General features: G+C 66.8%; 18 protein-coding genes. 8 read left to right on the top strand and 10 right to left on the bottom strand.

The window, feature by feature from the left end; all coding sequences use genetic code 11:
- Positions 1-10: 10 nt before the first annotated feature.
- The 5 genes from NO366_RS08790 to NO366_RS08770 form a co-directional block, all read right to left on the bottom strand.
- Positions 11-511 (bottom strand): DUF367 family protein, encoded by a 501-nt coding sequence (locus tag NO366_RS08790; RefSeq protein ID WP_256533953.1) that lies wholly within the window; start codon positions 509-511, stop codon positions 11-13.
- Between the two features lie 69 nt (positions 512-580).
- Positions 581-1,942 (bottom strand): M20/M25/M40 family metallo-hydrolase, encoded by a 1,362-nt coding sequence (locus tag NO366_RS08785; RefSeq protein WP_256533952.1) that lies wholly within the window; start codon positions 1,940-1,942, stop codon positions 581-583.
- A 188-nt stretch (positions 1,943-2,130) separates the two neighbouring features.
- Positions 2,131-3,978, bottom strand: a complete 1,848-nt coding sequence (locus tag NO366_RS08780) for a Rieske (2Fe-2S) protein (RefSeq protein ID WP_256533951.1) — start codon at positions 3,976-3,978, stop codon at positions 2,131-2,133.
- Positions 3,979-4,113: 135 nt separating this feature from the next.
- On the bottom strand, positions 4,114-5,325 hold the full coding sequence (ilvA, locus tag NO366_RS08775) for a threonine ammonia-lyase (RefSeq protein ID WP_256533950.1): 1,212 nt from the start codon (positions 5,323-5,325) through the stop codon (positions 4,114-4,116).
- Positions 5,326-5,815: 490 nt separating this feature from the next.
- Positions 5,816-6,259 carry a gamma-glutamylcyclotransferase family protein gene (locus tag NO366_RS08770; protein WP_256533949.1) on the bottom strand — a complete coding sequence of 148 codons (444 nt, stop codon included), beginning with the start codon at positions 6,257-6,259 and terminating at the stop codon, positions 5,816-5,818.
- 72 nt (positions 6,260-6,331) lie between these two features.
- Between NO366_RS08770 and NO366_RS08765 the strand changes: the two genes are divergently transcribed.
- The 3 genes from NO366_RS08765 to NO366_RS08755 all read left to right on the top strand — a co-directional run bounded on the left by NO366_RS08765 (position 6,332) and on the right by NO366_RS08755 (position 9,753).
- A complete protein-coding gene (locus NO366_RS08765) occupies positions 6,332-7,717 on the top strand; it encodes an MATE family efflux transporter (RefSeq protein ID WP_256533948.1) in 1,386 nt (461 codons plus the stop codon).
- 291 nt (positions 7,718-8,008) lie between these two features.
- Positions 8,009-8,314, top strand: a complete 306-nt coding sequence (locus NO366_RS08760) for a hypothetical protein (protein WP_256533947.1) — start codon at positions 8,009-8,011, stop codon at positions 8,312-8,314.
- 179 nt (positions 8,315-8,493) lie between these two features.
- Complete coding sequence (locus NO366_RS08755; RefSeq protein ID WP_256533946.1) at positions 8,494-9,753, top strand: hypothetical protein; 1,260 nt, start codon at positions 8,494-8,496, stop codon at positions 9,751-9,753.
- A gap of 54 nt (positions 9,754-9,807) precedes the next feature.
- On the opposite strand, the gene NO366_RS08750 is transcribed toward NO366_RS08755, so the two are convergent.
- Positions 9,808-10,050, bottom strand: coding sequence for a DUF8119 family protein (locus NO366_RS08750; RefSeq protein ID WP_256533945.1), 243 nt, complete (start codon positions 10,048-10,050; stop codon positions 9,808-9,810).
- Positions 10,051-10,135: 85 nt separating this feature from the next.
- A complete protein-coding gene (gene citZ, locus NO366_RS08745) occupies positions 10,136-11,284 on the bottom strand; it encodes a citrate synthase (RefSeq protein WP_256533944.1) in 1,149 nt (382 codons plus the stop codon).
- Between the two features lie 469 nt (positions 11,285-11,753).
- Here citZ and NO366_RS08740 point away from each other — a divergent pair, with 469 nt between their 5' ends.
- Positions 11,754-13,241 (top strand): stage II sporulation protein M, encoded by a 1,488-nt coding sequence (locus NO366_RS08740; RefSeq protein ID WP_256533943.1) that lies wholly within the window; start codon positions 11,754-11,756, stop codon positions 13,239-13,241.
- Positions 13,242-13,318: 77 nt separating this feature from the next.
- On the opposite strand, the gene NO366_RS08735 is transcribed toward NO366_RS08740, so the two are convergent.
- The gene (locus NO366_RS08735) at positions 13,319-14,716 is read right to left on the bottom strand and encodes an MFS transporter (RefSeq protein ID WP_256533942.1); all 1,398 of its coding nucleotides are present in this window, start codon (positions 14,714-14,716) and stop codon (positions 13,319-13,321) included.
- A gap of 155 nt (positions 14,717-14,871) precedes the next feature.
- Here NO366_RS08735 and NO366_RS08730 point away from each other — a divergent pair, with 155 nt between their 5' ends.
- From NO366_RS08730 to argS, 3 genes are all read left to right on the top strand, one after another.
- Positions 14,872-15,828 carry a succinylglutamate desuccinylase/aspartoacylase family protein gene (locus NO366_RS08730; RefSeq protein WP_256533941.1) on the top strand — a complete coding sequence of 319 codons (957 nt, stop codon included), beginning with the start codon at positions 14,872-14,874 and terminating at the stop codon, positions 15,826-15,828.
- Positions 15,828-17,003, top strand: coding sequence for a pyridoxal-phosphate dependent enzyme (locus NO366_RS08725; RefSeq protein ID WP_256533940.1), 1,176 nt, complete (start codon positions 15,828-15,830; stop codon positions 17,001-17,003). Before NO366_RS08730 ends, NO366_RS08725 begins: the two co-directional genes overlap by 1 nt.
- 114 nt (positions 17,004-17,117) lie before the next feature.
- Entirely contained in the window at positions 17,118-18,896 is a 1,779-nt protein-coding gene (gene argS, locus NO366_RS08720; protein WP_256533939.1) for an arginine--tRNA ligase, read from the top strand.
- Positions 18,897-19,181: 285 nt separating this feature from the next.
- On the opposite strand, the gene NO366_RS08715 is transcribed toward argS, so the two are convergent.
- A complete protein-coding gene (locus tag NO366_RS08715; protein ID WP_256533938.1) occupies positions 19,182-19,535 on the bottom strand; it encodes a DUF7344 domain-containing protein in 354 nt (117 codons plus the stop codon).
- Positions 19,536-19,680: 145 nt separating this feature from the next.
- Positions 19,681-20,493: a MinD/ParA family ATP-binding protein gene (locus tag NO366_RS08710; protein WP_256534012.1), complete on the bottom strand. Its 813-nt coding sequence runs from the start codon at positions 20,491-20,493 to the stop codon at positions 19,681-19,683.
- A gap of 287 nt (positions 20,494-20,780) precedes the next feature.
- On the opposite strand from NO366_RS08710, the gene prf1 reads away from it, so the two are divergent.
- Complete coding sequence (gene prf1 / locus NO366_RS08705; RefSeq protein ID WP_256533937.1) at positions 20,781-22,040, top strand: peptide chain release factor aRF-1; 1,260 nt, start codon at positions 20,781-20,783, stop codon at positions 22,038-22,040.
- The last annotated feature ends 43 nt before the right edge of the window (positions 22,041-22,083 follow it).

The following is a 22,083-nucleotide window of genomic DNA, read 5'->3' as shown; positions in this document are numbered from 1 at the left end:
ACACAGCCACTCACTCCTCGACGAGATACTCGTCCTGGACGGCCACCACCTCGGTCGAGTCCCGACAGTCGGCGTACCGTCGCAAGGGCTCTTCGTTCAGTTCGAGGAAGGTCTCGCCCCAGCGGAAGGGCTCGAGGAGATCCTCGGCGTGGTCCGGGTCGCCGAGGATCCACAGGCCCGCCGCGAGCGCTTCGACGGTGGTCAGCCGGAACGGCCGACCGAAGTTGACCGGGTTGGCCGCGACGAGGAACGGGAGCGCACGGTGTTCGCCGGGCATCGAGAATGCGGCCTCGCCGGCGGACTCCCACGAGCAATCGAGGGCGACGAGAGTGGTGATCGCCTCCTCACGATCCGCCGGCGAGAGGGCCTGCTCCGCGTGTGGGTTGAGAACGACGCCGTAGGGCACGCCCCCCATCGAGCGATGGAGTATCGTCTCGTCGAAGCGTTCTAGCCGCCGAGCCGTACACTTCTTCGGGTCGTCGTCGCCCTCGTAGTAGACGTGGACCTCCATCCGCCTGAGGGTACCCGCCGTAGAACCAAGACGGTACGGTTCCAGTTTCGGAGTGGCCTGCTGGGCCAGTTACGGATCGTCCCCGGTGTTCTCGCCGAGGCGAGTCAGGAACCGGGCGGTCGTTTCGATGCCGTTCCGGAAGCACGCCAGGTCGAGGTGCTCGTCCGGCGAGTGGTTCCCCTGATCGGGGTTCGCGTACGGTACGACGAGGACGGGAACGTCGAGTTCGGATCGGAAGTACGCCGCCGGGAGGCTCCCGCCGAGCAGCGGCATCTCGACCGGCTCAACGTCCCAGACCTCGGCCATCGCATCGGCGAGCGGGTCAGCGGCGGGCGTGTCGAGCGGCGTCTTCATCGGTGGCGCCATCCCCATATTCGTCACCTCGACGTCGGGATGGCGGGTCGCGACGTGGGCGCGGATGCGATCGAAGATTCGGGCGGGGTCCTGGTCGGGGACCAGCCGACAGTCGATCTTCGCCCGCGCCCGGTTCGGAATGATGGTCTTCATCCCCTCGCCGTCGTACCCGCTCGAGACGCCGTTGATCGTGAGCGTCGGTTCGAGCAGGAGTCGCTCGTAGTACGACCGATCGGTCGCGAGACGGTCGATCCCGTGGTCGGCAGCGAGCGTCGCCTCGTCGAACGGGATCTGCCGGGCCATATCGCGGTCGTCGGGTGCGATCGCGACAGCGTCGTGAAAGCCGTCGATCGTCACCTCGTCGCCGTCGTACATCGATGCGAGCAGTGAGACGAGTTCGTTCGCCGCGTTCGGCACGGGACCGCCGAAGTTGCCGGAGTGGAGGTCCGCGTTCGCGGTCTGGAGCGTCAGTTCGACCGAGATGATCCCGCGGTTCCCGTAGATGATCGTCGGCCGTCGCGAGGCGTGCATCGGTCCGTCGGAGACGTAGACGAGGTCGGCGTCCGCGATGTCGACCGGGTCGCCGGTGAGGTACTCGATCAGGCCGACGCTACCGCTCTCCTCGCCACCCTCGACGAGCATCGTGACGTTCACCGGCGGTCCGTCGACGGCCGCGTCCAGCGCGTCGACGGCGAACGCGTGCGCGAGGTGCTGTCCCTTGTTGTCGCCGCTGCCGCGGGCATAGATCGATTCGTCGCGCACGGTCGGCTCGAACGGTGGCGACGACCACTCCTCGTCGGGCCACGGCGACTGGACGTCGTAGTGCCCGTAGAAGACGACGGTTGGACGCGACTCGTCGACGATCCGCTCCGCGTAGACGATCGGGTAGCCGTCCGTCTCGATTTGGCGTACCTCGTCGAAGCCCCGTCGGTCGAGGATCGAGGACAGCAACGAGGCGCACTCGTCGACGCCGTCACCCGTCGAGCTCACGCTGGGCTGAGCGAGCAGGTCGAACAGGTCGTCCCGGTAGGACGCCTCGGTCTCGTCGATCGTCGCGGCGAGCGCGTCCGCGGTCACCGTCGCCACCTCGGTCGCGATCGTCCACGCAGGGTCGATCGAAGTGGGGTCGGGCGCAGTGGGGTCACGGCTCTCGATGCGTCCGGAGCGGACTTCCCGGTGAAGGGTATAGCCATGGCGCGTGTGAAGCGGTCCCAACAAAAAGGACTCCCGGTCGGGGCAAGCGAGCGGCTGGGGTCACCGAACGGTCAGTCCTCGGCCTCGTGGATTCGCTCGCCACGGTTCAGGCGGGCGGCGATCGAGAACGTCTGTTCGGCCTCGCGCCGTGTCGGGAAGTGGGCCGCCAGGTAGCGAGCCGTCGCGATCAGCGGGAGGCGGCTGTCTGCCTCGGTCTCGGCGAGGGTGTGCTGTCGGAACGCAGCCTCCACGTTCTGGAGGGTGTGGAAACCGGCGTCCTCTCGGAGGAGCCCGTGGCCGAGCGTCCGCCGGAGGGCGTCTTCGTCACCGCCACAGTCGACGAATTCGGCGACGAGTCGGCCCGCCTCGTTTACCCGGCCCTCCTCGTCGAAGGTCGCCAGGAGGTCGTCGAGAATGGCGTCCGGATCACGACCGGTCTCGTTGTCGCCGGGCTCCGGAATCGGCGCCGGTGGCGTGTTGAGGAACCGATCGAGGTAGACGCTCGTCGCCGCGTCGAAGACGCCACGGTAGAGCGCGACCGCGTCGGTCCGTCGCGCGGCCTGGTGGACCGCGTTCGCGTAGGTGAACGTGTGGTGGACGGTGTTCCAGTCGCCGAACTCGTTCGCGGTACCGAACCGAGCGACGCGCGTCGTGGCAGCGCGGGCGACTTCGGCCGCGAGTTGCGCCGACGTGGCGCCGTTTCGCACCGCGTCGCCGAGTGCCGCGACGATCGCCTCCGGATCGTCGCCGAGGAGCGTTTCCCTGACGGAATCCGGTCGGGACCACGACTCGTCCTGGCCGGATTCGACGAGCGTCTCCAGCCCGCTCGTGTCGGTCACGTCGCCGCCGTAGATCTCGGCGAGCAGGGCGACGAGGTCGACCGGCTGGCGCCACGACGAGGTCTCGTCGCTGCGCGTCGCGCTCGCGAGTGGATCGACCAGCGAGGCGAGGGTGTCCGCGACGAGGCCGTCACCACTGGCGGCGACAGTCGCTGAGTCGCCCGTTCCGACCCGCCCACCGTCCGGCCACCCTACCGCGTCGAGGCTCTCGAACGCCTTGTTCGCGAAGTCGAGCGTGTGGCCCGTCGAGAGGTAGGGGTGATCCGTCGCCGCGGTGAAGACGACGTCCGCGAGGGCCGCGTCGTCGTACCCGGCCGCGACGGCGGTCCGCAGACAGCGCTCTGCACCGTCCCGATCGCGGACCTCGATGCAGTCGCGAAACCAGGACCGAAGCCGGTCGAGCGAGACGTCGGCTGTCGAGAAGGACGGCTGGGCGAATGTGGCGGGCTGGCCCGCGCAGTCGGCCGCCACGTGTCGAACGCCGGTGTACAACGCCCGTTTTCGGTCCTCGGGCGCCAGGGGTTCCAGTACGTTAGGCATGCAACCGAGGATGGTCAGCCCCGACGACCAGCCGTCGTCGCGATACGCCGTACCGAACTCGAGCGTCGTCGTGATCGGGTCCTGCGGGTCGACGCCGGCGTCGAGTAACCCGATCGTCGCCTTCGCGACGACGAGTCGCAGGTTCTCCTGTAAGCCGCTCTCCAGCCGGTCAGCCCAGTGATCGGCCGGCGGGCGATCGAGCGGCGGGTTCGGGTCGACGTGGACCGTCCCGTCTCGAATCTCGACGGGGTACGTCCGCACGTCGTCCGCCCACGGGTCGAACGTGTCCCCGCAGGACAGTTCGAACCGCGCGTGGTGCCAGTGACAGGTGAGGATGCCCTCGTCGACCGTGCCCGCAGACAGCGGGAACCCCATGTGCGGACAGCGGTTGTCCACCGCCCGCACCTCCCCTTCGTGGTGAAAAAGCGCGATCGCCGTCCCCTCGGGCGTGACGAGTGTCCGCCCCTCCGATTCGAGTTCCGCAGCGTCCACGACCGGCACGAACCCGTCCGCCCCGGTCTCGCTCGCATCTGATGCCATACGATCGAGTACCAGAGAGAGTACCAAAACCGTTCCCTGAATCGCGTTTTTGTCCAGGATATGATGAGTTTGAGTACCGAACGTCGACGCGCCGTGCGGCGCGACGAGAGAGTAGCGTAAACGGTCGGTTCGGAGTTAGGCCAGTCGTTCGACGTCGTAGCCGGCGTCGCGGAGGGCGCCGACGAGGGCGTCGGCGTGGTCGTGCCCGCGAACTTCGAGGTCGAGTTCGATCTCGGCGTCGCCCAGGTCGATCTCGCGGGAGGTGCGGTCGTGGTGGATGGAGTAGATATTGGCGCCGCGACCCGCGGCGATGGCGAGGAGCTTCTCGAGCGAGCCCGGCTGGTCCGGGAGGACGGTGCGCAGTTTGAGGTAGCGTCCCATTTCGACGAGGCCGCGCATGATGACGGTCGTGAGGGTGTTCATGTCGACGTTGCCGCCCGAGAGGAGGGGGACGATCACCTCGCCCTCGTCGTAGTCGAACGCCTCGAAGATCGTTGCGGCGAGGCCGACGGCGCCGGCGCCCTCGACGACCGTCTTCGATCGCTCGAGAAGGTAGACCATGGTGACGGCGATCTCGGCCTCGGTGACGGTGACGACTTCGTCGACGTGTTCTCGGATGTGTTCGAAGGTGCGCTCACCGACGGAGCGCGTGGCGATGCCGTCGGCGATGGTCTCGACCTCGTCGATGACGACGCGCTCGCCTTTCTGGAGCGACGGTGCGGCGCTGGATGCACCGGCGGCCTGGACGCCGATCACGCGGACGTCGGGGTCGAGGCCTTTGACGGCAGTAGCGATACCGCTGATGAGCCCGCCCCCGCCGATCGGGACGACGACGGTCTCGACGTCGGGGCACTCCTCGACGATTTCGAGTCCGAGGGTGCCCTGTCCAGCCATGACCATCTCGTCGTCGAACGCGTGGACGTAGGTGCGATCCTCCTCGCGCTCGATCTCGTGTGCGCGTTCGGCGGCCGCGTCGTAATTCGCGCCGTGGAGGACGACCTCGGCGCCGTAGTTCTCCGTGGCTTTGACCTTCGCTGTCGGCGCGTGTTCGGGCATGACGATGGTCGAATCGACGCCGACGCGCGTCGCAGCGAGGGCGACGCCCTGAGCGTGATTACCCGCGCTGGCGGTGACGACGCCTTTCTCCTTCGCCTCGGCCGAGAGCGTGGCGATCCGATTGGTCGCGCCGCGGATCTTGAACGCACCGGTTCGCTGGAAGTTCTCGTGTTTGAGGTGGACCTCCGCGCCGGTCATCGCACTGTACGTGTGCGAGTACGCAAGCGGCGTCCCACGAGCGGTCTGGGCCACGCGCTCCCGGGCGGCCTCGATGTCGTCGAACTCGAGCATAAATTGGAGTACACACAGGTGTGTGTTAAGGGTTGTAGTCGACGCGGGCGTCGACCCGACGTTCGCCGGGTGCGCCCACCCCAATCGCGGTGACCCGGGACAGACAGGATTCGGGCCGGGTACGGTCGAGAGGGAATACTGGGATGCACGGCGTGTGACGTGCATCCGTATTCGGGAACGGGGGAACCATAAACGTAGGGGACCCGGAGTGAAAGTGTAACCGCACGACTGCGTCGGGGTATCCGCGGCGTCAGACGCCTAGCAGACGCTCGTCATTCGCAACGGTAATAGAGGGACAGATCACGAGGGTGCTACGAGAGCAGGGTCGAAACGCGTCGGCAACGACCTGAGGAGAGCCGATCGGTCGGGACACCGGCCGATGGGGATACGCTCCGTCGAATTGCGTGACGACGACCAGCACCGATTAGGCAGCCAGCTGTCGGTCGCCCAGCGCCTCGGCGAAGCCGACAGGGTGTCTCCGGCTGGAAGGTCAGCGACGCATTCCCACGACGACGTCCCGATCGTCGAGATCGGCGCGTACCCGAGAAGCGAACGAACCGTCGCCCGGCCACGCGGCGTCTGCGTCGAGGCGCTCCGGGTCACCGACGTACGTCCAGACGCGCTCGTCCTCGACGATCGGATGCGAACAGGGAACGGCGACGCGGGCGTACAGTCCGCGATCGACCCCCTCGTACTCGTCGAGCGCGTCGAGGCCGGTGTCGTCGACGACGAGCAATCGACCATCGACACGGCCACCGGGAGCGAGCGTCGGGTACTCGCCCTCGACGCGGTGGAGTCCCTCGAGGGTGGCGTCCCCACGGACGATGGCGTCGACCGCGTCGCGTCCGAGCGGCTCGTCCGATCCGAGAACGGTCGCGACGCGGTCCGGATCCGTCAGCGTTCCGTAGACGAAACAGACGTGTGCAGCGGTCACTACCCGAAGCGAGTGCGTCCACCGTCTTTCCGTTATCGGCACACTAAAATCGCCACCAATATTTCGATTCGTATGAGCGATCGGGGCGTTCGCGCGCGAATGTTCGCCGTCTGGCGGCGCGTGCTCGGGCTCGCGTGGCCGATCATGGCCGAGCAAACGACGCGGACGCTCATGCGGACGGTCGACATCATCATCAGCGGGTTCTTCTCGCCGGCGGCGATCACGGCGATCGGGCTGGCGGACCTCTACGCACGTCTTCCGCTGCGAATCGGGCTCGGGCTCGGCGGCGGAGCGATCGCGCTGTCGAGTCAGGACACCGGCCGCGACGCGGACGCGACCCGCGACGAGGCCATCACCCAGGCGATCGCACTCGGTGCGATCACGGGGCTTCCGTTCGTCGTCTTCGGGCTCGGACTCCCCGAGTTCGCCATCCGGGTGCTGGGGGCCAACGCGGACGTCGTCGCGTACGGAGCCGTCTACCTGGCGATCGTCATGGTGACGGCCCCGGCGCGCCACGTCGGCCTGATCGCCGCCCGCGCACTGCAGGGGACCGGCGACACCGTGACGCCGATGGTCGTCAACGTCCTCGCGAACGTCGCGAACGTCTCCGGGTCGGTCGTCCTCGGGCTCGGGCTCTTCGGCGCCCCCCGGATGGAGATCGTGGGCGTCGGCATCGCGACGGCCGTCGCGAACGTGTTCACGGCCGTCGTCCTCGTGGTCGTCATCGCCAGTCCGTTCCGCCAGGGCAGTCTCGTCCGCCCCCGAAACCCGGTCGTGGCGAAGCAACTCGTCGCGGTGAGTACGCCCCGGGTGGCCGAAGGGATGGTCGCGACGGCCATCGAGTTCCCGTTCAACTCGCTCCTGTTGCTCCTCGGGACGGAAGTGAACGCGGGCTACCAGGTCGGCCGACGGGTGTACCAGCAGATCACGAGCCCGCTCGGCCGCGGCTACAACGTCGCCGCGAGCGTCGTGGTCGGCCAGTCGCTCGGGGCGGGGAAGCCGGACCAGGCGCGGTTCGAGGGCTGGTCGATCGCCGCGCTCGGCCTCGCGACCGTCGGCCTCATCGGATTCGTCCTCGCCATCCGCGCCGACGCGTTCGTCGCGATCTTTACCGACGATCCGACGACCGTCGACCACGCGATCACCTTCGCCGTCACCTACGGTATCAGCGCGCCCTTCCTTGTCGCGTACATCGTCATCGCCGGGGCGTTACAGGGAGCCGGCGAGACGAAGATACCGTTCGTCGCCCGGGCGAGCGGACTCTTCCTGTTCTACCTCTGTGGATCGTACGTCGCCGCCATCGTGCTCGACTACGGCGTGATCGGCGTCGGAGCGGGAATCGTCGCCTACTACGCCTGGGCACTCCTGGTCGTCGTCGCCGGGTTCCAGTACGGCGACTGGGCGGGCACGGCGGCTCGGATGATGGACGAACGAGAACGTCCCAACAAAAAGAGATAAGCCCAGTACGAGGCGGATGGCTACCCAAACCTCTTTAAAATACAGTAGTTTTACTTACATCGCCCTCAGACATAAGCCTTAATAATACGGAGTCGGTCAAGAAAGTAGAGGAGAAGAAACGAATGCTGCAAAAGTATGGAATAGAGGTGGACGCGATCGAAGTTTGGTCACGCGAACTGTTTGTATAAAATCGTGATGGATAGACGGAACACGCTGGCCAGCATCGTTTGCGGATTGACCACCTGTAGCGCCGGTTGTTCGAAGAATGCTGCGCCCCAATCGAACGACCGAGTGTTCAATGACTTCCTCCTCGTTAACAAACGACGTGAACGAGTCAGAGCCGCGGTAGAAATAACGAGGAATGCCGAAACGGCAGTAGAGACAGATATCGAAGTGCCGGCGGCTGATGCGTTCGATGCAGGAACGAAACAGGTCATCGACCGACTCGAGCGTCGGACCGGAACGTTCGAAGTCACGATAACGACTCGGGATGGTGAAGTCACGATTCCGGTGACTGCGGAGGCACAGGGCGATACGTACTCACTCATCGTCGTCATCGAATCGGATGAGGCGCTCCACCCGTATGTATCGCAGTGAGTATGCACTGACTCGCTACCTCGGCGATTCGATCAGTTGCCACCGGCCGGACGGGTACGACAGGTCAGTTCGGTAGTTCCACCTATCGTTCTCTATATCCAGATAGTGGAGGAGGGAGGGAGTGACAGCCGACTCGTCCGTGGGAAAAGCTTTCGACGGAGGCCGCCATACACGTGTCCGTGCGGATCGAAATTCGGCCCCAGACGGCGGTCGCACTCCTGTTCGCCGTCTTACTCGTGACCGTCGGCGGGTCGATCGCGAGTTCCGATCTCGACGAGCCCGATCGCGGCGAGCCCGAGATCACCACGGAGACGCTCGAAGACGGGTCCGAGCTCTGGCCGTACACGAGCCGCGGCGAGACGACCAGTCAGCGAACGCTCGCGCTCAACGTGATCGTCTACGGCGACGCCGACGTGACTGAGCGCTACTTGCGAGAGCGTTCGATCGGCGACTGGGAGGAACTCGAGACGGAAGACGCCGACGTCGGCCCGGACGGGGAAGCCGTCCCGATCGGAAACGAGACGCCGTCCACCGCCTGGGGACAGGCCGCCGGAGCCGACCGCTACACCTACGTCGAGACGCCGTCCGGGAACGGCTACTGGCTCCCGGAGTCGTACCAGCTCAAGGACGGCACTTATCTCGGCGCGCGTCACCACATTCGGGCGTACACCGACCCGGCGAGCGGCAACTGGACGGCGATGCAGGCTCACCACGAGCACTGGGACTGGTTTCAGTTACGCCACACCGTCCACGGCGTCGAGCGATCGCAGTCGTACGTCGACGCCGAGTTCACCGATCGGTGGTTCGTCGACGAACTGAGCCGTACGAACGTCGGCAACGACCGAAGCGCCGACGCGAACGGCTGGATGAGTGTGGTCCACCTTCGCGGGAGCGGGATCCCTGCGGTCCTCTCCGCTCTCCTGCTCGGTTCGATCGGCTGGGGGACGGTCCAGCGAAGAAACGTCTCCGCCTGGTGGAACGACGAGACCGTCCAGGAGACGGTCACCGCGCTCCTCGTCGTGACGGCCATCGTCGCCTATTACACCCTGATCAGGGTGCTCGGCGTCGAAGCCGAACAGTTCTTCGCCGACGCCCCGCCGAAGGCGATCGTCGCCGTCCTCTACCCGTCGCTGGTCGTCGGGCTCCCCGTCGTCACCTACCTCGGGTCGCGCCACCTCTCCGCGACGCACGCATTCACCGCCTCCACGCTGGGGTTCGTCGTCGCCATGTTTCTCGATTACTCGAGCATGGGCGTGACCACGCTCCCGCTCAACACGTTCATCCACACGGCGGCACTCGCCGCGGCGCTCGGGTTCGTCGCCGCTGGCGCTTCACAGACCGCCCGGTCGCCGGTGATGGAGCCGGGACACGTCCGAACCGGGGCCCTGCTGTGGACCGCGGCGATGGCTATCCCGTTGCTTCGATACCTCGGCGTCTGAACGCGTCGGTCCGGGTTCACCACCCTCGCGTCTCGGGACGACGGTGTCGGACGCTCAGTCGGGGCTTCGATACGGTCGTTCCCAGGTCGGCGTCACCCGCGTGTACAGCACGACGCCCGTGAACGTGACGACGTAGAGCAACCAGGGCGGCTGTTCGAGCCAGTCGAACGTCGCGGACGCGACGAACATCCAGACGAGGAGCAACGAGACGTCCGTGACGATCCGAGCGCGATTGAACCGGAGGTACGCGAGGAGGCGTCGCGACCGCGACTCGATGACCGGGCGCTCGGAGGCCATACCGGTACGTGCAGGCGGTCGACAATAGGCGTGTCGCCGCTCGCGGGCCCAGGCGACGGCGACGGGCAGGACAGCCAACAGGCCGCTATCGCTCGTCGATCGCGACGTACTCGCGGGCATCCGGGCCGATGTAGCGTCCGCGTGGCCGGATCAGACGATTGTCGGCCTGATACTCCAGGACGTGAGCGGTCCAGCCGCCGGTGCGACTCATCGCGAAGATGGGCGTGTACATGTCGATCGGGATGCCCAGCTGGTAGTAGACCGACCCGGAGTAGAAGTCGACGTTCGGCGCGATGCCCTTCTCGACGAGGCCCTTCTCGTCGGTGAGGTAGGACTCGATGGCGGTCGTGATCTCGTACCACGTGTCGTCGCCGTTGGCGGCGAGTTCCTCGCTCCGGGCCTGGAGGATCTTCGCACGCGGGTCCTTGACGTTGTAGACGCGGTGGCCGAATCCGGGGATGCGCCGGCCCTCGTCGGTCGCCTGCTCGACCCACTCGCGGGGGTCGAGGTCGCTCTCTTCGATCTCGAAGAGGACCTCCATGACGTCCTGGTTCGCCCCGCCGTGGAGCGGGCCGGAGAGGGCACCGACGCCGGCCGTGACGGCCGAGTACATGTCGGCCATCGTCGAGCCGACGACCATCGCGGTGAACGTCGAGGCGTTCAGGCCGTGGTCGGCGTGGAGGATCAGCGCCTGGTCGAACGTCTCGGCGGCCACCGCGTCCGGTTCCTCGCCGGTGAGCATGTAGAGGAAGTTGGCGGCGAGCCCCAGAGTCGGATCCGGGTCGATCGGCTCCTCGTCTCGGCGGACGCGGTCGTAGGCCGCGAGGATCGTGGGGGTCTTCGCGACGATACGGCGGGCCTTTCGGCGCGCGGCGTCGCGATCGTCGGCCGCCGCATCGGCGTCAGTGTCCGTCGCCGAGAGCATCGAGACGGCGGTTCGCATGGCGGCCATCGGCGCCTCGTCGGCCGCGGCGAGCGAGCGGATCGTCTCGACGACGGCGTCGTCGACGGCCCGTTCGTCGGCCATCGCGTCGGTGAAGTCGTCGAGTTCGGCACGGGTCGGCAGGTGCCCCCGCCACAGGAGGAAGAGTACCTCCTCGAAACTCGCTTCGGCCGCCAGGTCCTCGATGTCGTAGCCGCGGTAGATCAACCGGCCTGCATCGCCGTCGATCGAGCTCAGTTCGGATTCCGCGGCGAGTACACCTTCCAGCCCTTTGGTGAGCTCGTCAGCCATACCATCGACTTTCGGTCGGTAGTGGAAAAGAGTTGCCGTTCCCGGGGGAGACTACCGCGAAATTGGCAGCGTTCGGCGGGCGAGCGTCCCTCCCCGGACGGATCAGGCCAGTGGGTCGGGGAATCGTCGTGGGGTGCCTGCGTAGCCGAGACACCGTCGAGCACCTGTGTAGACGACGTGACCGGGAAACGTCGGTGTAGACGACGTGACCCGGAAACGTCGGTGTCGTCGGAGCGGCCGGGAAACGTCGGTGTAGACGACGTGACCCGGAAACGTCGGTGTCGTCGAAGCGGCCGGGAAACGTCGGTGTAGACGAGGCCCAGGGGGCGCCCGTGACGTCGCGGCGACCAGGTGAACCCGTCCGCGAAGCCCTGACGCCGACGGACCAAGCTCCCGTCGGGAGCGGACCGCGTCGGCCCGTCACCGAACGAGTCGGACGATTTAACTTTACTCTCGCGAAGGAACGAACATGCGATTCGGACGCGTCCTCTCGACCGCCTGGCGGACGCTGCTCGGTCGGCCGTCGGATCTCCTCCCGTTGTACCTCCTCTCGACGGCCGTCCAGGGCCTGGTGCAGGTCGGCATGCTGCTCGGGATCGGGACGGTCGCACTGTACCTCTCGGTGACCGGTGGACTCGCCGAGATACGACGAAACCTCAGTGGGCTCGATCAACCGCCCGATCCGGAGAGTACGCCCGGCGCGTTCGAGGTGTGGGTCGACGAGGTGCTCGCGGCGCTCGAACCGCTGGCGACGCCGGCCGTCGTCGTAATCGTCGGGTTCGTCGTGACCCTGACGATCGTCGTCGTCGCGCTCGTGTCGGCGGCCGTCGGCGCCGCCCAGTTCTCGGCCTGTCTGGGCCGACTGCGCGATCGACGCGGACTCGTCGACGGAGTCGCCGGCGCGCGCCGGTACTGGCTCTCGTTCGTCGGTCTCTCCCTCCTCGAACTGGCGGCCTGGACCGGGATCACGGTCGTCGCTTTGCTCCTCTCGGTCGCCGGCCCCGCGGGCGTGTTCGTCGGACTCGTCGGTTGGCTCGTCGGCGCGCTCCTGATCGCCACCGTCTTCGCGTTCGCACCGGTGGCGGTCGTCGTCGACGAGACCACGGCCGTCCGCGGCGTGCGATACGCCGCGAGTTTCCTCCGACACCGGCCGGTCGAGGCGGGGCTGTACATCGTGACCGCGTTCGTCGCCTACGTCGGGTTCGGCGTGATCGTGTCCACCCTCGGTGTCGTCGGCGTCGCGGCCGGACCCGGTCTCGTCGGCGCCCTCGCCGTCACGCCCTTCTTGCATCTCCTCAAGGTGGCCCTCTACGCCGGCGGCCGTGGAGTGATCGGTCCGGTCGAGACGTTCCCCAACCGCCCGTTCCGATCTCGGGTTCGCGACGGGACTCGACGCAGCGTGCGCGAACTCGCCGGCTTCGTCCGTGAACGACCGGGGACGCACGTCGTAGCGGCGAGTACGCTCGTCGGCGGGCTCCTGCTCGGCTGGTACCTCGCGAGCCCGCTCGAGGGTGTCTTCGAGAGTTCGATCGCCGGTCGGCTCGTGGGACACACCGCACCGGTCGCGGCGGCCACGTTCTTCGGCAACAACTGGACCGTCGCGCTGACGATGGGCTTCAGCGGACTCTTCGCCGTCGTCCCGGCACTGACCCAGCTCGCGTACAACGGGATCGTCATCGGTGCGCTGGCGCGGACGGAAGTCGCGCCGCTCGAACTCCTCGCTTTCGTCGCACCGCACGGCGTGTTCGAAATTCCCGCCATCGTCGTCGCAGGCGCCGTCGGCATCTTCCTCGGGACGACCTGGGTACGCACCTGGCGCGGCGCCGGGAGTCGCGTCGACCTGGCCGACGCGCTGGAGCGGGCGTTCTGGGTCCTGCTCGGCGTGGGCCTCCTCCTCGCCATCGCCGCGCTGATCGAGGGGTTCGTCAGTCCGTACTACTGGCGTCCGTTCCTCTGAGGAGGCCTAACGGTTCGATTCAGCGGCGACGCCCGAAGCGATTCACGGCCCGAGTGAGCCTCCCCTCGCGTCCCGTTTCAGGCGTACGCCTCGAACTCCTGCCCGAAGACGAGGAAGTACCCGGTTCCGGCGAGCCCGATCACGGTGGCGATCCCGAACGCGAGCGACGGTGCGCCGACGAAGAGCGTCTCCCCGGTGAGTGGATTCGAGACGCCGTCCCAGATGAGACCCCCGAGAGCCGCGCTCGGAATCACGAGGACGTTCCGGACGAGGTAGTACGAACCGGTGACCCGACCGCCGGCACCCCGTTCTGCGGGCCCGACGATCAACGCCTTGTGGGCGGGCAAGCCGGCGAACCTGAGTCCGGAGAACGCAAAGAGCGCGGCGACGACACCGGCGTCGGCGGGCGCCGAGATCAGGAGGATCGGGAAGACCGCGTAGACGGCGAACCCGAGCGTCACGACGGGTTTCAGTCCGACGCGTTCGGCCAGTTTCGCGGCTGGAACCATGACCAGGAGGGCGACGACCATCTCGAGCGCCAGCAAGAAGCCGAAGAACGCCTGCGGCGAGAGACCGCCGCCGATGACGGGCACCGAAACCGGGAGGGAGAGGCCGACGCCGAGTTCCCGCGTGACGACGAGGACGAAGAATGCGTACACCATCCCGTTGGCGAACCGAACGAGCGCGTCCCCGACGAGGAGCGGTTTCAACGGGTCGGGAAGGCTGCGGAGGTCGCGAACGATCCGATCGAGGCCCTCGAACGACGCGCCGACGCTGTCGTCCGTCGCGTCGTAGAGGAGGTGCTGTGCGACGGTTCCGAGCACGCCGAAGCAGATCGCGATCCCGAGTATCCACTGGAACGCGGTGACGACCGTCTCCGAGTCGAGCGCAACCGCCGTGGGCTCGCCGAACGCGAGGAAGACGAACGCGGCGAGCAACGGACCGACCAGGAACGCCGTCCGGCGAAAGGTCTCGGTGCTCGCGAAGCCCGCGGCGAGTCGCGACGGCGGGACCGCTTGCTTGACGATGGCGAACGTGGCCCCGAGGCCGAAGGACTTCCAGGCCTGCGAGAAGACGAGTCCGACGAAGACGGCGACGATCGCGAGCGACGTCGGCCCGACGGAGACGTCGGCGAGCAGGGGCGCGACGAGCCAGATACCGAATCCGAGCGTCGAGACCAGCCCGAACGCCGTCAGCGCGTACCGGGATCCGATACGATCCGAGATCGCCCCACCCGGATAGGGATACACCGCGGAGATGACGTTCCCGACGGTGCCGAACAGCCCGACTGTAATACCGCCGGCGCCGAGCGCGAACAGGTACTCGGCCATGTATCGGCCCGTCATCTGGAAGCCGAGGCTGAAGGCGAACATCGCCAGCGAGAGGACGAGCACGTCCCGTTCCAGCGCGAAGAACTGTTTGATCGGATCGAACGGGTCCGGTTCGTCCGCCGTCACCCCCTCGTCGACGCTCATGTGTGTTGCGTGTACGTCACCGATACTTGTCTGTTCTCCCCGGGTGCGGTTACCCTGTGACACCGGTCCGTAGACGGCGGTTCGGGTGACCGGCAGACACCGATCGAGTCGGAGAGACCGAACCAGTAAAGATGGCCGCCCCCATCGTCCATCCCATGACGACGCTGGGAACGGCCTCTGCGGCCCCGGGGGAACTCGACACCGGCCGGATGGAGGTCGGCGAGACCCGGGACGGTGCACCGTTCGGGCTTCCCGTCGCCGTGGTAAACGGCGCCGAATCCGGACCGACCCTCTACGTGCAGGCGGCGAGCGACGGCGACGAGTTGAACGGCGTCGGCGTCCTCCAGCGCGTGGTCCCACAGATAGACCCCGCGGAGCTCGCCGGCACGATCTACCTCGTCGGGATCGTCAACTACCACGCCTATCAGGTCGCACAACACCGAAATCCCATCGACGACCGCAAGATGAACCGGACGTACCCCGGCGACGAGTCCGGGACGTCGAGCGAGCGGATCGCCGCTGCCACGTTCGAGATCGCACGGGACGCCGACCTCATCCTCGACCTCCACCAGGGATCGACGAGTCGGATGATCGACGAAGTTCGCGTCAGGTGTGGCCGGCGCCACCGACTCCACGACGAGTGCCTGCGACTCGCGCGGGTCTTCGGCGCCGGGCACATCCTGGATCAGAAGGGCCCGGACGGTCAGCTCGCCCGGGTCGGCCCCGACGAAGGGGTGCCGACGGTCGATCCCGAACTGGGCGGCTGTGTCGGCTGGGACGAATCGAGCATCCGGACCGGCGTCGAGGGCGTCTTCAACGTCCTCCGGTACTACGGCTTTCTCGACGGCGAGGCGACGATCGAGCCCCAGACACGGGCCGACGACTTCGCCCAGTACAGCGCCCCGGCGGGCGGGCTGGTCGCGTTCGCCCGCGACCTCGGGGAGACGGTCGAGGCCGGCGACGAACTGTTTACGGTGACGACGCCGTTCGGCGAACCGAAGGCCACGGTCCACGCCGAGTCCGACGGGATCGTCTGGCGGACGCGTCGACTGCCGCAGGTCGCGACCGGCGAGTACGTCTGCTCCGTCGGAACGGAGGTCGACACGGTCTGATGGCGTCCGATCTCACCTGCCCCGACTGCGGGGCGGTCTACGCGGCCGGTCCCGACGAGCCCTGGCGGTGTGGCTGCGGTCACGCCCTCGAGTTCGTCGATCGCCCCTATCCCGAGGGTCAGCCCCGGCCACTCTCGAGCCTCGACACCACCCGCGGACTCTGGACGTTCTTCGAGTTCCTCCCGATCGAATCGCACGTCACCTTCCGCGAGGGCTTTACGCCGCTGGTCTCCGCACCCGACTGGAACGCCGACTTCAAACTGGAGTACGTCTTCCCGACGGGTTCGTTCAAGGACCGCGGCGCGACGACGACGCTCTCTCGTGCCGTCGAACTCGGCGTCGAGCGGGTGATCGAAGACTCCTCCGGCAACGCGGGCGCCGCGATCGCCACCTACGCCGCGCGGGCCGGGCTCCCCGCGGACGTCTACGTCCCCGAAGACGTCAAACAATCGAAGTTGATGGCGATCCAGCGCGTCGACGCCCGCCCCGTTCGCGTCCCCGGGTCCCGCGAGGACGTCACCGCCGCCTGCATCGACGCCGTCGAAGGGACCGACGGGGAGGGCCCGCCCGAAGGCAGGGACGAGGACGACGCCCACCCGAACGCCCCCTACCAGCGAGGGTCCGGCTGGTACGCCAGTCACGCCTGGAACCCCGCGTTCTACGCCGGCACGATGACGTTCGCCTTCGAGGCCGCCGCCCAGCGCGGGTGGACCGCCCCCGACGCGCTCGTGCTCCCGATCGGCCACGGCACGCTCTTCCTCGGTGCCTATCGCGGATTCGAACTCCTGCGCGAGGCGGGGATCACCGACGCGATGCCCCGCCTGATCGGCGTCCAGTCCGTCGGCTACGACCCGATCGTCACCGTCGTCGGCGGCGAGCGCGTCGTAGAAGACGACGAGGAGCGCGCCACCATCGCCGACGGGATCCAGATTCGCGAGCCGGCACGGGGGAGCCAGATCGTCGACGCGATCGAGGCGACCGGCGGGACGGCCATCGCCGTCGGCGACGGTCCGGTCGAAAACGCCCTCGATCGACTCCACCGCGGCGGGTTCTACGTCGAACCGACGACGGCGGTCGCCCCCGCCGCCCTGGCACACCTGCGCGAGCTGGGTGAACTCGACGCGGACGAAGACATCGTCGTCCCGCTGACCGGCTCCGGGCTGAAGACGCTCTGAGGCACCGACGACGCTCCCAGTACCTTGTTCGACGGGGTACTCACGACAACCCCCATCACCGACGAGGACGTCGAACCCGACATTCCTATACCCGCGCCGCGAAAACGGGCGAGTATGTTCCCAGCGCTACGCGACGAGGTCGCGTCGGCGCTCGAGGCGGCACTTGCCGCCCGCGAGTTGCCGACCGACGATCTCGGGATCGAGGAGCCACCGGACGACGTGGAGAGCGTTCTCGCCTCGAGCGTCGCGTTCCGACTCGCCGGTGAGATGGGTGCGGCGCCGCCGCAGGTCGCCGCCGAGCTGGCCGACGAGATCGAGCCGGTCGACCTGACCTACGTCGACCGGGTCGAGACGCAGGGACCGTACGTGAACTTCCTGCCGAGTCGCGAGTACTACGCCGAGACGCTCGACGCGGCGTGCGAGTCGACCTACGGACGACACCCCGACCGCGAGGAGTCCGTCGTCGTCGAGCACACGAGCGCCAACCCGACCGGACCCGTCCACGTCGGACGCGCACGCAACCCGATCATCGGCGACGCCGTGGCGACCGTCCTCGACTACGCCGGCTACGACGTCGAACGCCACTACTACGTCAACGACGCCGGGCGCCAGATCGCCGTCTTCACCTGGGCCTACGAGACCTTCGACGAAGAAGACCTCGGCGAGCCCGAACGCGAAAAGGCCGACTACGACCTCGTCCGCTACTACCGCGAGGGTAACGCGTACTTAGAAGACGCCTCCGAGGACGAGGCCACGGCGGCCGAGGCCGAGATCGAGTCGATCATGCAGGGACTCGAAGCGGGGGACGATGCGACCTACGAGCGCGTGAGCGAGGTCGTCGATCAGGTGCTCGGCGGGATGCGAGAGACGCTCTCGCGCCTTCCAGTGGCGTTCGACGAGTTCGTCAAGGAGTCGCGCTTCATGCGCGACGGCTCGACAGACGACGTCGTCACCCGCCTACAAGCGCTCGACGAGGCGTTCTACGAGGACGACGCCTGGCAACTGGACCTCACCGAATTCGGGATGGAGAAGCCCTTCGTCTTCCTGCGCGCCGACGGCACCTCGCTGTACACGACCCGCGACGTCGCCCATCACGAGTGGAAGTTCGACCGGTTCGATCGCGCAGTCACCGTCATCGGCGAGGATCACGAGCTCACGTTCGAGGAGCTGCGACGGACCCTCGAACTCCTCGGTCACGACACCGACCAGCTCGAGCAGCTGTTCTACTCCTGGGTCAACCTGCCGGGCGGCGAAGGGATGAGCACCCGAGCGGGAACCGGCATCGATCTCGACGACCTGTTAGACGAGGCCATCTCGCGCGCACGCGACGAGGTCGAAGACCGCCTCGACGATCGCATCCGCGACGACGACATAGACGACGAGGACGTCGAACGCATCGCACGTCAGGTGGGCATCGGCGCCGTCCGGTACGACATCGTCGCCAAACAGCCGACGAAGGCCATCACCTTCGAGTGGGATCGAGCGCTCGACTTCGAGGCCCAGTCCGCCCCCTACGTCCAGTACGTCCACGCCCGCTGTTGTGGCATTTTAGAAGAGGCGGGGACGGATCCGACCGACGACCTGATCGAACTGACCGACGCGGTCGACTCGTCCGTGCTCGACACCAGGGCCGAACGCGACCTGCTCGAGACGATCGCACGCTTCCCGCACGTGATCGAGGAGGCCGCCGACGACCTCGAACCCCACCGTGTGGCGACCTACACGCGCGAGTTCGCCGAAACGTTCAACACGTTCTACCGGGAGTGTCCGGTCCTCGCCGACGACGTCGACGACGACGTACGGACGACTCGCCTGGCCCTCGTCGGTGCGTCGAAACACACGATCGCCAACGCCCTCGACGTCGTCGGCGTCGACGCCCCGCGATCGATGTAACCGACGGCGACGTTCCTTCGGACCGCGTGGCGGTCGTATCCGTACGGAGTATCAGTACATCCAGGAGTTACATCCACTCACACGGTCGAGTCCGTCTACGATAGTGACCTGCAACTGCCGCCGCGAGATGGGATCGGGTCGTCACCCACGGTCGAGTACTCGCCTCCCTCTTCGGAGGCGGTCGACGTGTCGCCTCGCGGGACCGACAGGGGACCGGTTCGACCAGAGCGGAGCCGTCGAGCCAGTCCCGACCCCGCCGGGGAGTAGTTCGACCGCCTGTCGTCGTCACGGGCGGTCCGGAATCGCCGCGGGCGCCGTCTCGTGGTCGTCTGCCGTCAAATCGGTGATGCGTACGATGGCCTCGTAGTTGTCGCTCCGAACGACGTCGCCCGATCGGGTGTCCCACTCCAGGATGCCGTGGTCGACGAGCCGCGGGACGTGGTTGTGGACGAGGTCGATCTGCACTCCGTCGACGCTCCGGTCGGGGTCGGACGGTGACGCACCCTCGTAGGGGGCGAGTTCGACGGCGAGCTCCTGGATCGACCACACCGGCTGGTCCCGGAACAGTTCCAGGAGGGACCGCCGTATGGGGTCAGAGAGGAGCGCACAGGCAGTAGATGGTTCGATGGGGGTGCCCATACGCAATCCCTCTAGTCGGACGACCATTACCGTTACCCCAATCTCTTTAGGGTCGCTTCGGATGGCTCTCAGACGGCGGTCCTGGGCGGGATGTGCGCCGCTAGACGGGGAGTCGGAGGAATACCCTTCCGACGCCGGGTGGCGGTCAACCGTCAGACTCGGCGTCGGTGATCGCGCTCGATACGTCGTCGTGGGCGGCGGCGTCCTCGCCCGACGCCGCCGGTTCGTCGAGCACCCGGTCGTCGAGTTCGACGCCGGTCAGCCGCGCTGCAAACTCGCGGTAAGCGGTAGCGGCGTCGCTCTCCGGAGCGTGGACGACGAGCGGCGTCCCCGCGTAGACGCTGGCTCTGACCGCACGGTCCTCGGGGATCGATCCGAGGACGGACAGCCCCAGTTTCTCCCCGATCGTCTCGGGATCGACGTCACCCGTCGGATGGGTTCGGGTGACGAGGAGACCAGCGATCGAGCCATCGACCCGTTCGACGAGTTCCATCGTTCGCCTGACGTCCTGAATCGCGGCCGGTTCGGGCGTCGCAACGAGAACCACCGCGTCCGCGAGCCCCAGCGGGAGGACCGTTTCGTGGCTCACGCCGGCGCCGACGTCCAGCAGGACGTAGTCGGCGCGGTCGCGAAGTGCGTCGACGACGTCGCCGAGACCGTCCGGTTGGGTCTCGGCGTAGTCGGCCAGCTCGTTGCCGCTCGGAACGCCCACGATGTTCTCCGCGAGTCGGTAGGTCGCCTCCTCTATCGTCGCGTCACCTGCCAGCACGTCGTGGAGGGTCGCCGAACCGGGGGAGAGACTGACGAATCCGGCCAGGTTGGCCATGCCCAGGTCGGCGTCGACGATCGCGACGCGCTCGCCGGCCTGGGCGAGCGCGGTCCCGAGGTTCACCGTCGTCGTCGTCTTTCCGACGCCACCTTTCCCACTCGCGATGGCGTACACCGTCTCCTGGGCCATTGTCACTATCGACACAGTGGGCCGGGATCACCTTAAATCGTGGCGACCCGTCCGACAGACGGCAGACGACCGGTTGGAGCGGCCGTGACACTTGGGAGGACGTCTCGCAACCGACGGACAGACTACGTGGAACCGACGAACGGACGACTCGAGACCAATGAACGGACGACACGAGACCGACGAACGACGGGGTACCCGCGAAGCCGTCGGCGAAACGTCGGTCCGACGGAACGCCAACGGAAACAGTGTCAACAGGTACTTAGCCATCGCTCCGTTTCGATCTATCAATGAGTAGCGAGGGAGCCGAGGGCCAAACCGACCGGAAAAAATACGAGTTCCGGAAGGTGATCGAGGACCTCAAGAACTTCGAAGGATCCGGCACCCAACTGGTGACGATCTACGTCCCGGACGACCGCCAGATCAGTGACGTCGTTGCACACGTCACCCAGGAACACTCCGAAGCCTCGAACATCAAGTCGAAACAGACCCGCACGAACGTCCAGGACGCGCTGACGAGTATCAAAGACCGTCTCAAGTACTACGACACCTATCCGCCTGATAACGGCATGGTGCTCTTCTCCGGCGCCGTCGACTCCGGCGGTGGCCAGACCGAGATGGTCACGCAGGTGCTCGAAGGACCCCCACAGCCAGTCGAGTCGTTCCGCTATCACTGCGATTCGGACTTCCTGACGGAGCCGTTAGAGGAGATGCTGACCGACCAAGGTCTCTACGGATTGGTCGTCCTCGACCGTCGAGAGGCCAACGTCGGGTGGCTCAAGGGCAAGCGAATCGAACCCGTCAAGTCGGCGTCCTCGCTCGTCCCCGGCAAACAGCGCAAGGGTGGCCAGTCCGCCCAGCGATTCGCCCGCCTCCGACTCGAGGCAATCGACAACTTCTACCAGGAGGTCGCCGGCATGGCGAACGACCTGTTCGTCCCGAAACGACACGACATCGAGGGCATCCTCGTCGGCGGCCCGTCTCCCACCAAAGAGGAGTTCCTGGACGGCGACTACCTCCACCACGAACTGCAGGATTCGGTCATCGGCAAGTTCGACGTCTCCTACACCGACGAATCCGGCCTCCGAGAACTCGTCGACAACGCCGAAGACGCCCTGGCCGACGCCGAGGTGATGAAGGACAAACGTGAGATGGAGACCTTCTTCGAGGAACTCAACGCGGGCGACCTCGCGACCTACGGCTTCGAAGAGACCAGACGGAATCTCGTCATGGGCTCGGTCGAGACGCTGCTGATCAGCGAAGATCTGCGCAAGGACGTCGTCAGCTACGAGTGTCCAGAGTGTGACACCACTGACCGCGACGTCATCGATCGACGGACGTCGACGCCGGAACACACTTGCAGTGAGTGCGGAAGCGAGGTACCCACCGACGAGGCCGAACGCGAGGACGCGATCGAACACCTCATCGAGATCGCCGAACAGCGAGGCACCGAGACGAAGTTCATCTCGACGGACTTCGAGAAGGGCGAACAGCTCTACGACGCGTTCGGCGGATTCGCCGGGATCCTTCGCTACTCGACCGGCGTGTAAGCCGAAGATAGTAGCCAGAGGTGGCGTCGAACGGCAGAATTAT

Origin of the sequence: Halovivax cerinus (genome assembly GCF_024498195.1) — an archaeon.
GTDB lineage: Archaea > Halobacteriota > Halobacteria > Halobacteriales > Natrialbaceae > Halovivax > Halovivax cerinus.
Note: the sequence above shows the minus strand (reverse complement) of the source record. Positions and strands in the feature narration are given on the sequence as shown.

Coding starts and splice junctions, on each gene's coding strand:
- NO366_RS08790 (WP_256533953.1), bottom strand. CDS start 511: ATGGAGGTCCACGTCTACTACGAGGGCGACGACGACCCGAAGAAGTGT.
- NO366_RS08780 (WP_256533951.1), bottom strand. CDS start 3,978: ATGGCATCAGATGCGAGCGAGACCGGGGCGGACGGGTTCGTGCCGGTC.
- ilvA (WP_256533950.1), bottom strand. CDS start 5,325: ATGCTCGAGTTCGACGACATCGAGGCCGCCCGGGAGCGCGTGGCCCAG.
- NO366_RS08765 (WP_256533948.1), top strand. CDS start 6,332: ATGAGCGATCGGGGCGTTCGCGCGCGAATGTTCGCCGTCTGGCGGCGC.
- NO366_RS08750 (WP_256533945.1), bottom strand. CDS start 10,050: ATGGCCTCCGAGCGCCCGGTCATCGAGTCGCGGTCGCGACGCCTCCTC.
- citZ (WP_256533944.1), bottom strand. CDS start 11,284: ATGGCTGACGAGCTCACCAAAGGGCTGGAAGGTGTACTCGCCGCGGAA.
- NO366_RS08740 (WP_256533943.1), top strand. CDS start 11,754: ATGCGATTCGGACGCGTCCTCTCGACCGCCTGGCGGACGCTGCTCGGT.
- NO366_RS08735 (WP_256533942.1), bottom strand. CDS start 14,716: ATGAGCGTCGACGAGGGGGTGACGGCGGACGAACCGGACCCGTTCGAT.
- NO366_RS08730 (WP_256533941.1), top strand. CDS start 14,872: ATGACGACGCTGGGAACGGCCTCTGCGGCCCCGGGGGAACTCGACACC.
- NO366_RS08725 (WP_256533940.1), top strand. CDS start 15,828: ATGGCGTCCGATCTCACCTGCCCCGACTGCGGGGCGGTCTACGCGGCC.
- argS (WP_256533939.1), top strand. CDS start 17,118: ATGTTCCCAGCGCTACGCGACGAGGTCGCGTCGGCGCTCGAGGCGGCA.
- NO366_RS08715 (WP_256533938.1), bottom strand. CDS start 19,535: ATGGGCACCCCCATCGAACCATCTACTGCCTGTGCGCTCCTCTCTGAC.
- NO366_RS08710 (WP_256534012.1), bottom strand. CDS start 20,493: ATGGCCCAGGAGACGGTGTACGCCATCGCGAGTGGGAAAGGTGGCGTC.
- prf1 (WP_256533937.1), top strand. CDS start 20,781: ATGAGTAGCGAGGGAGCCGAGGGCCAAACCGACCGGAAAAAATACGAG.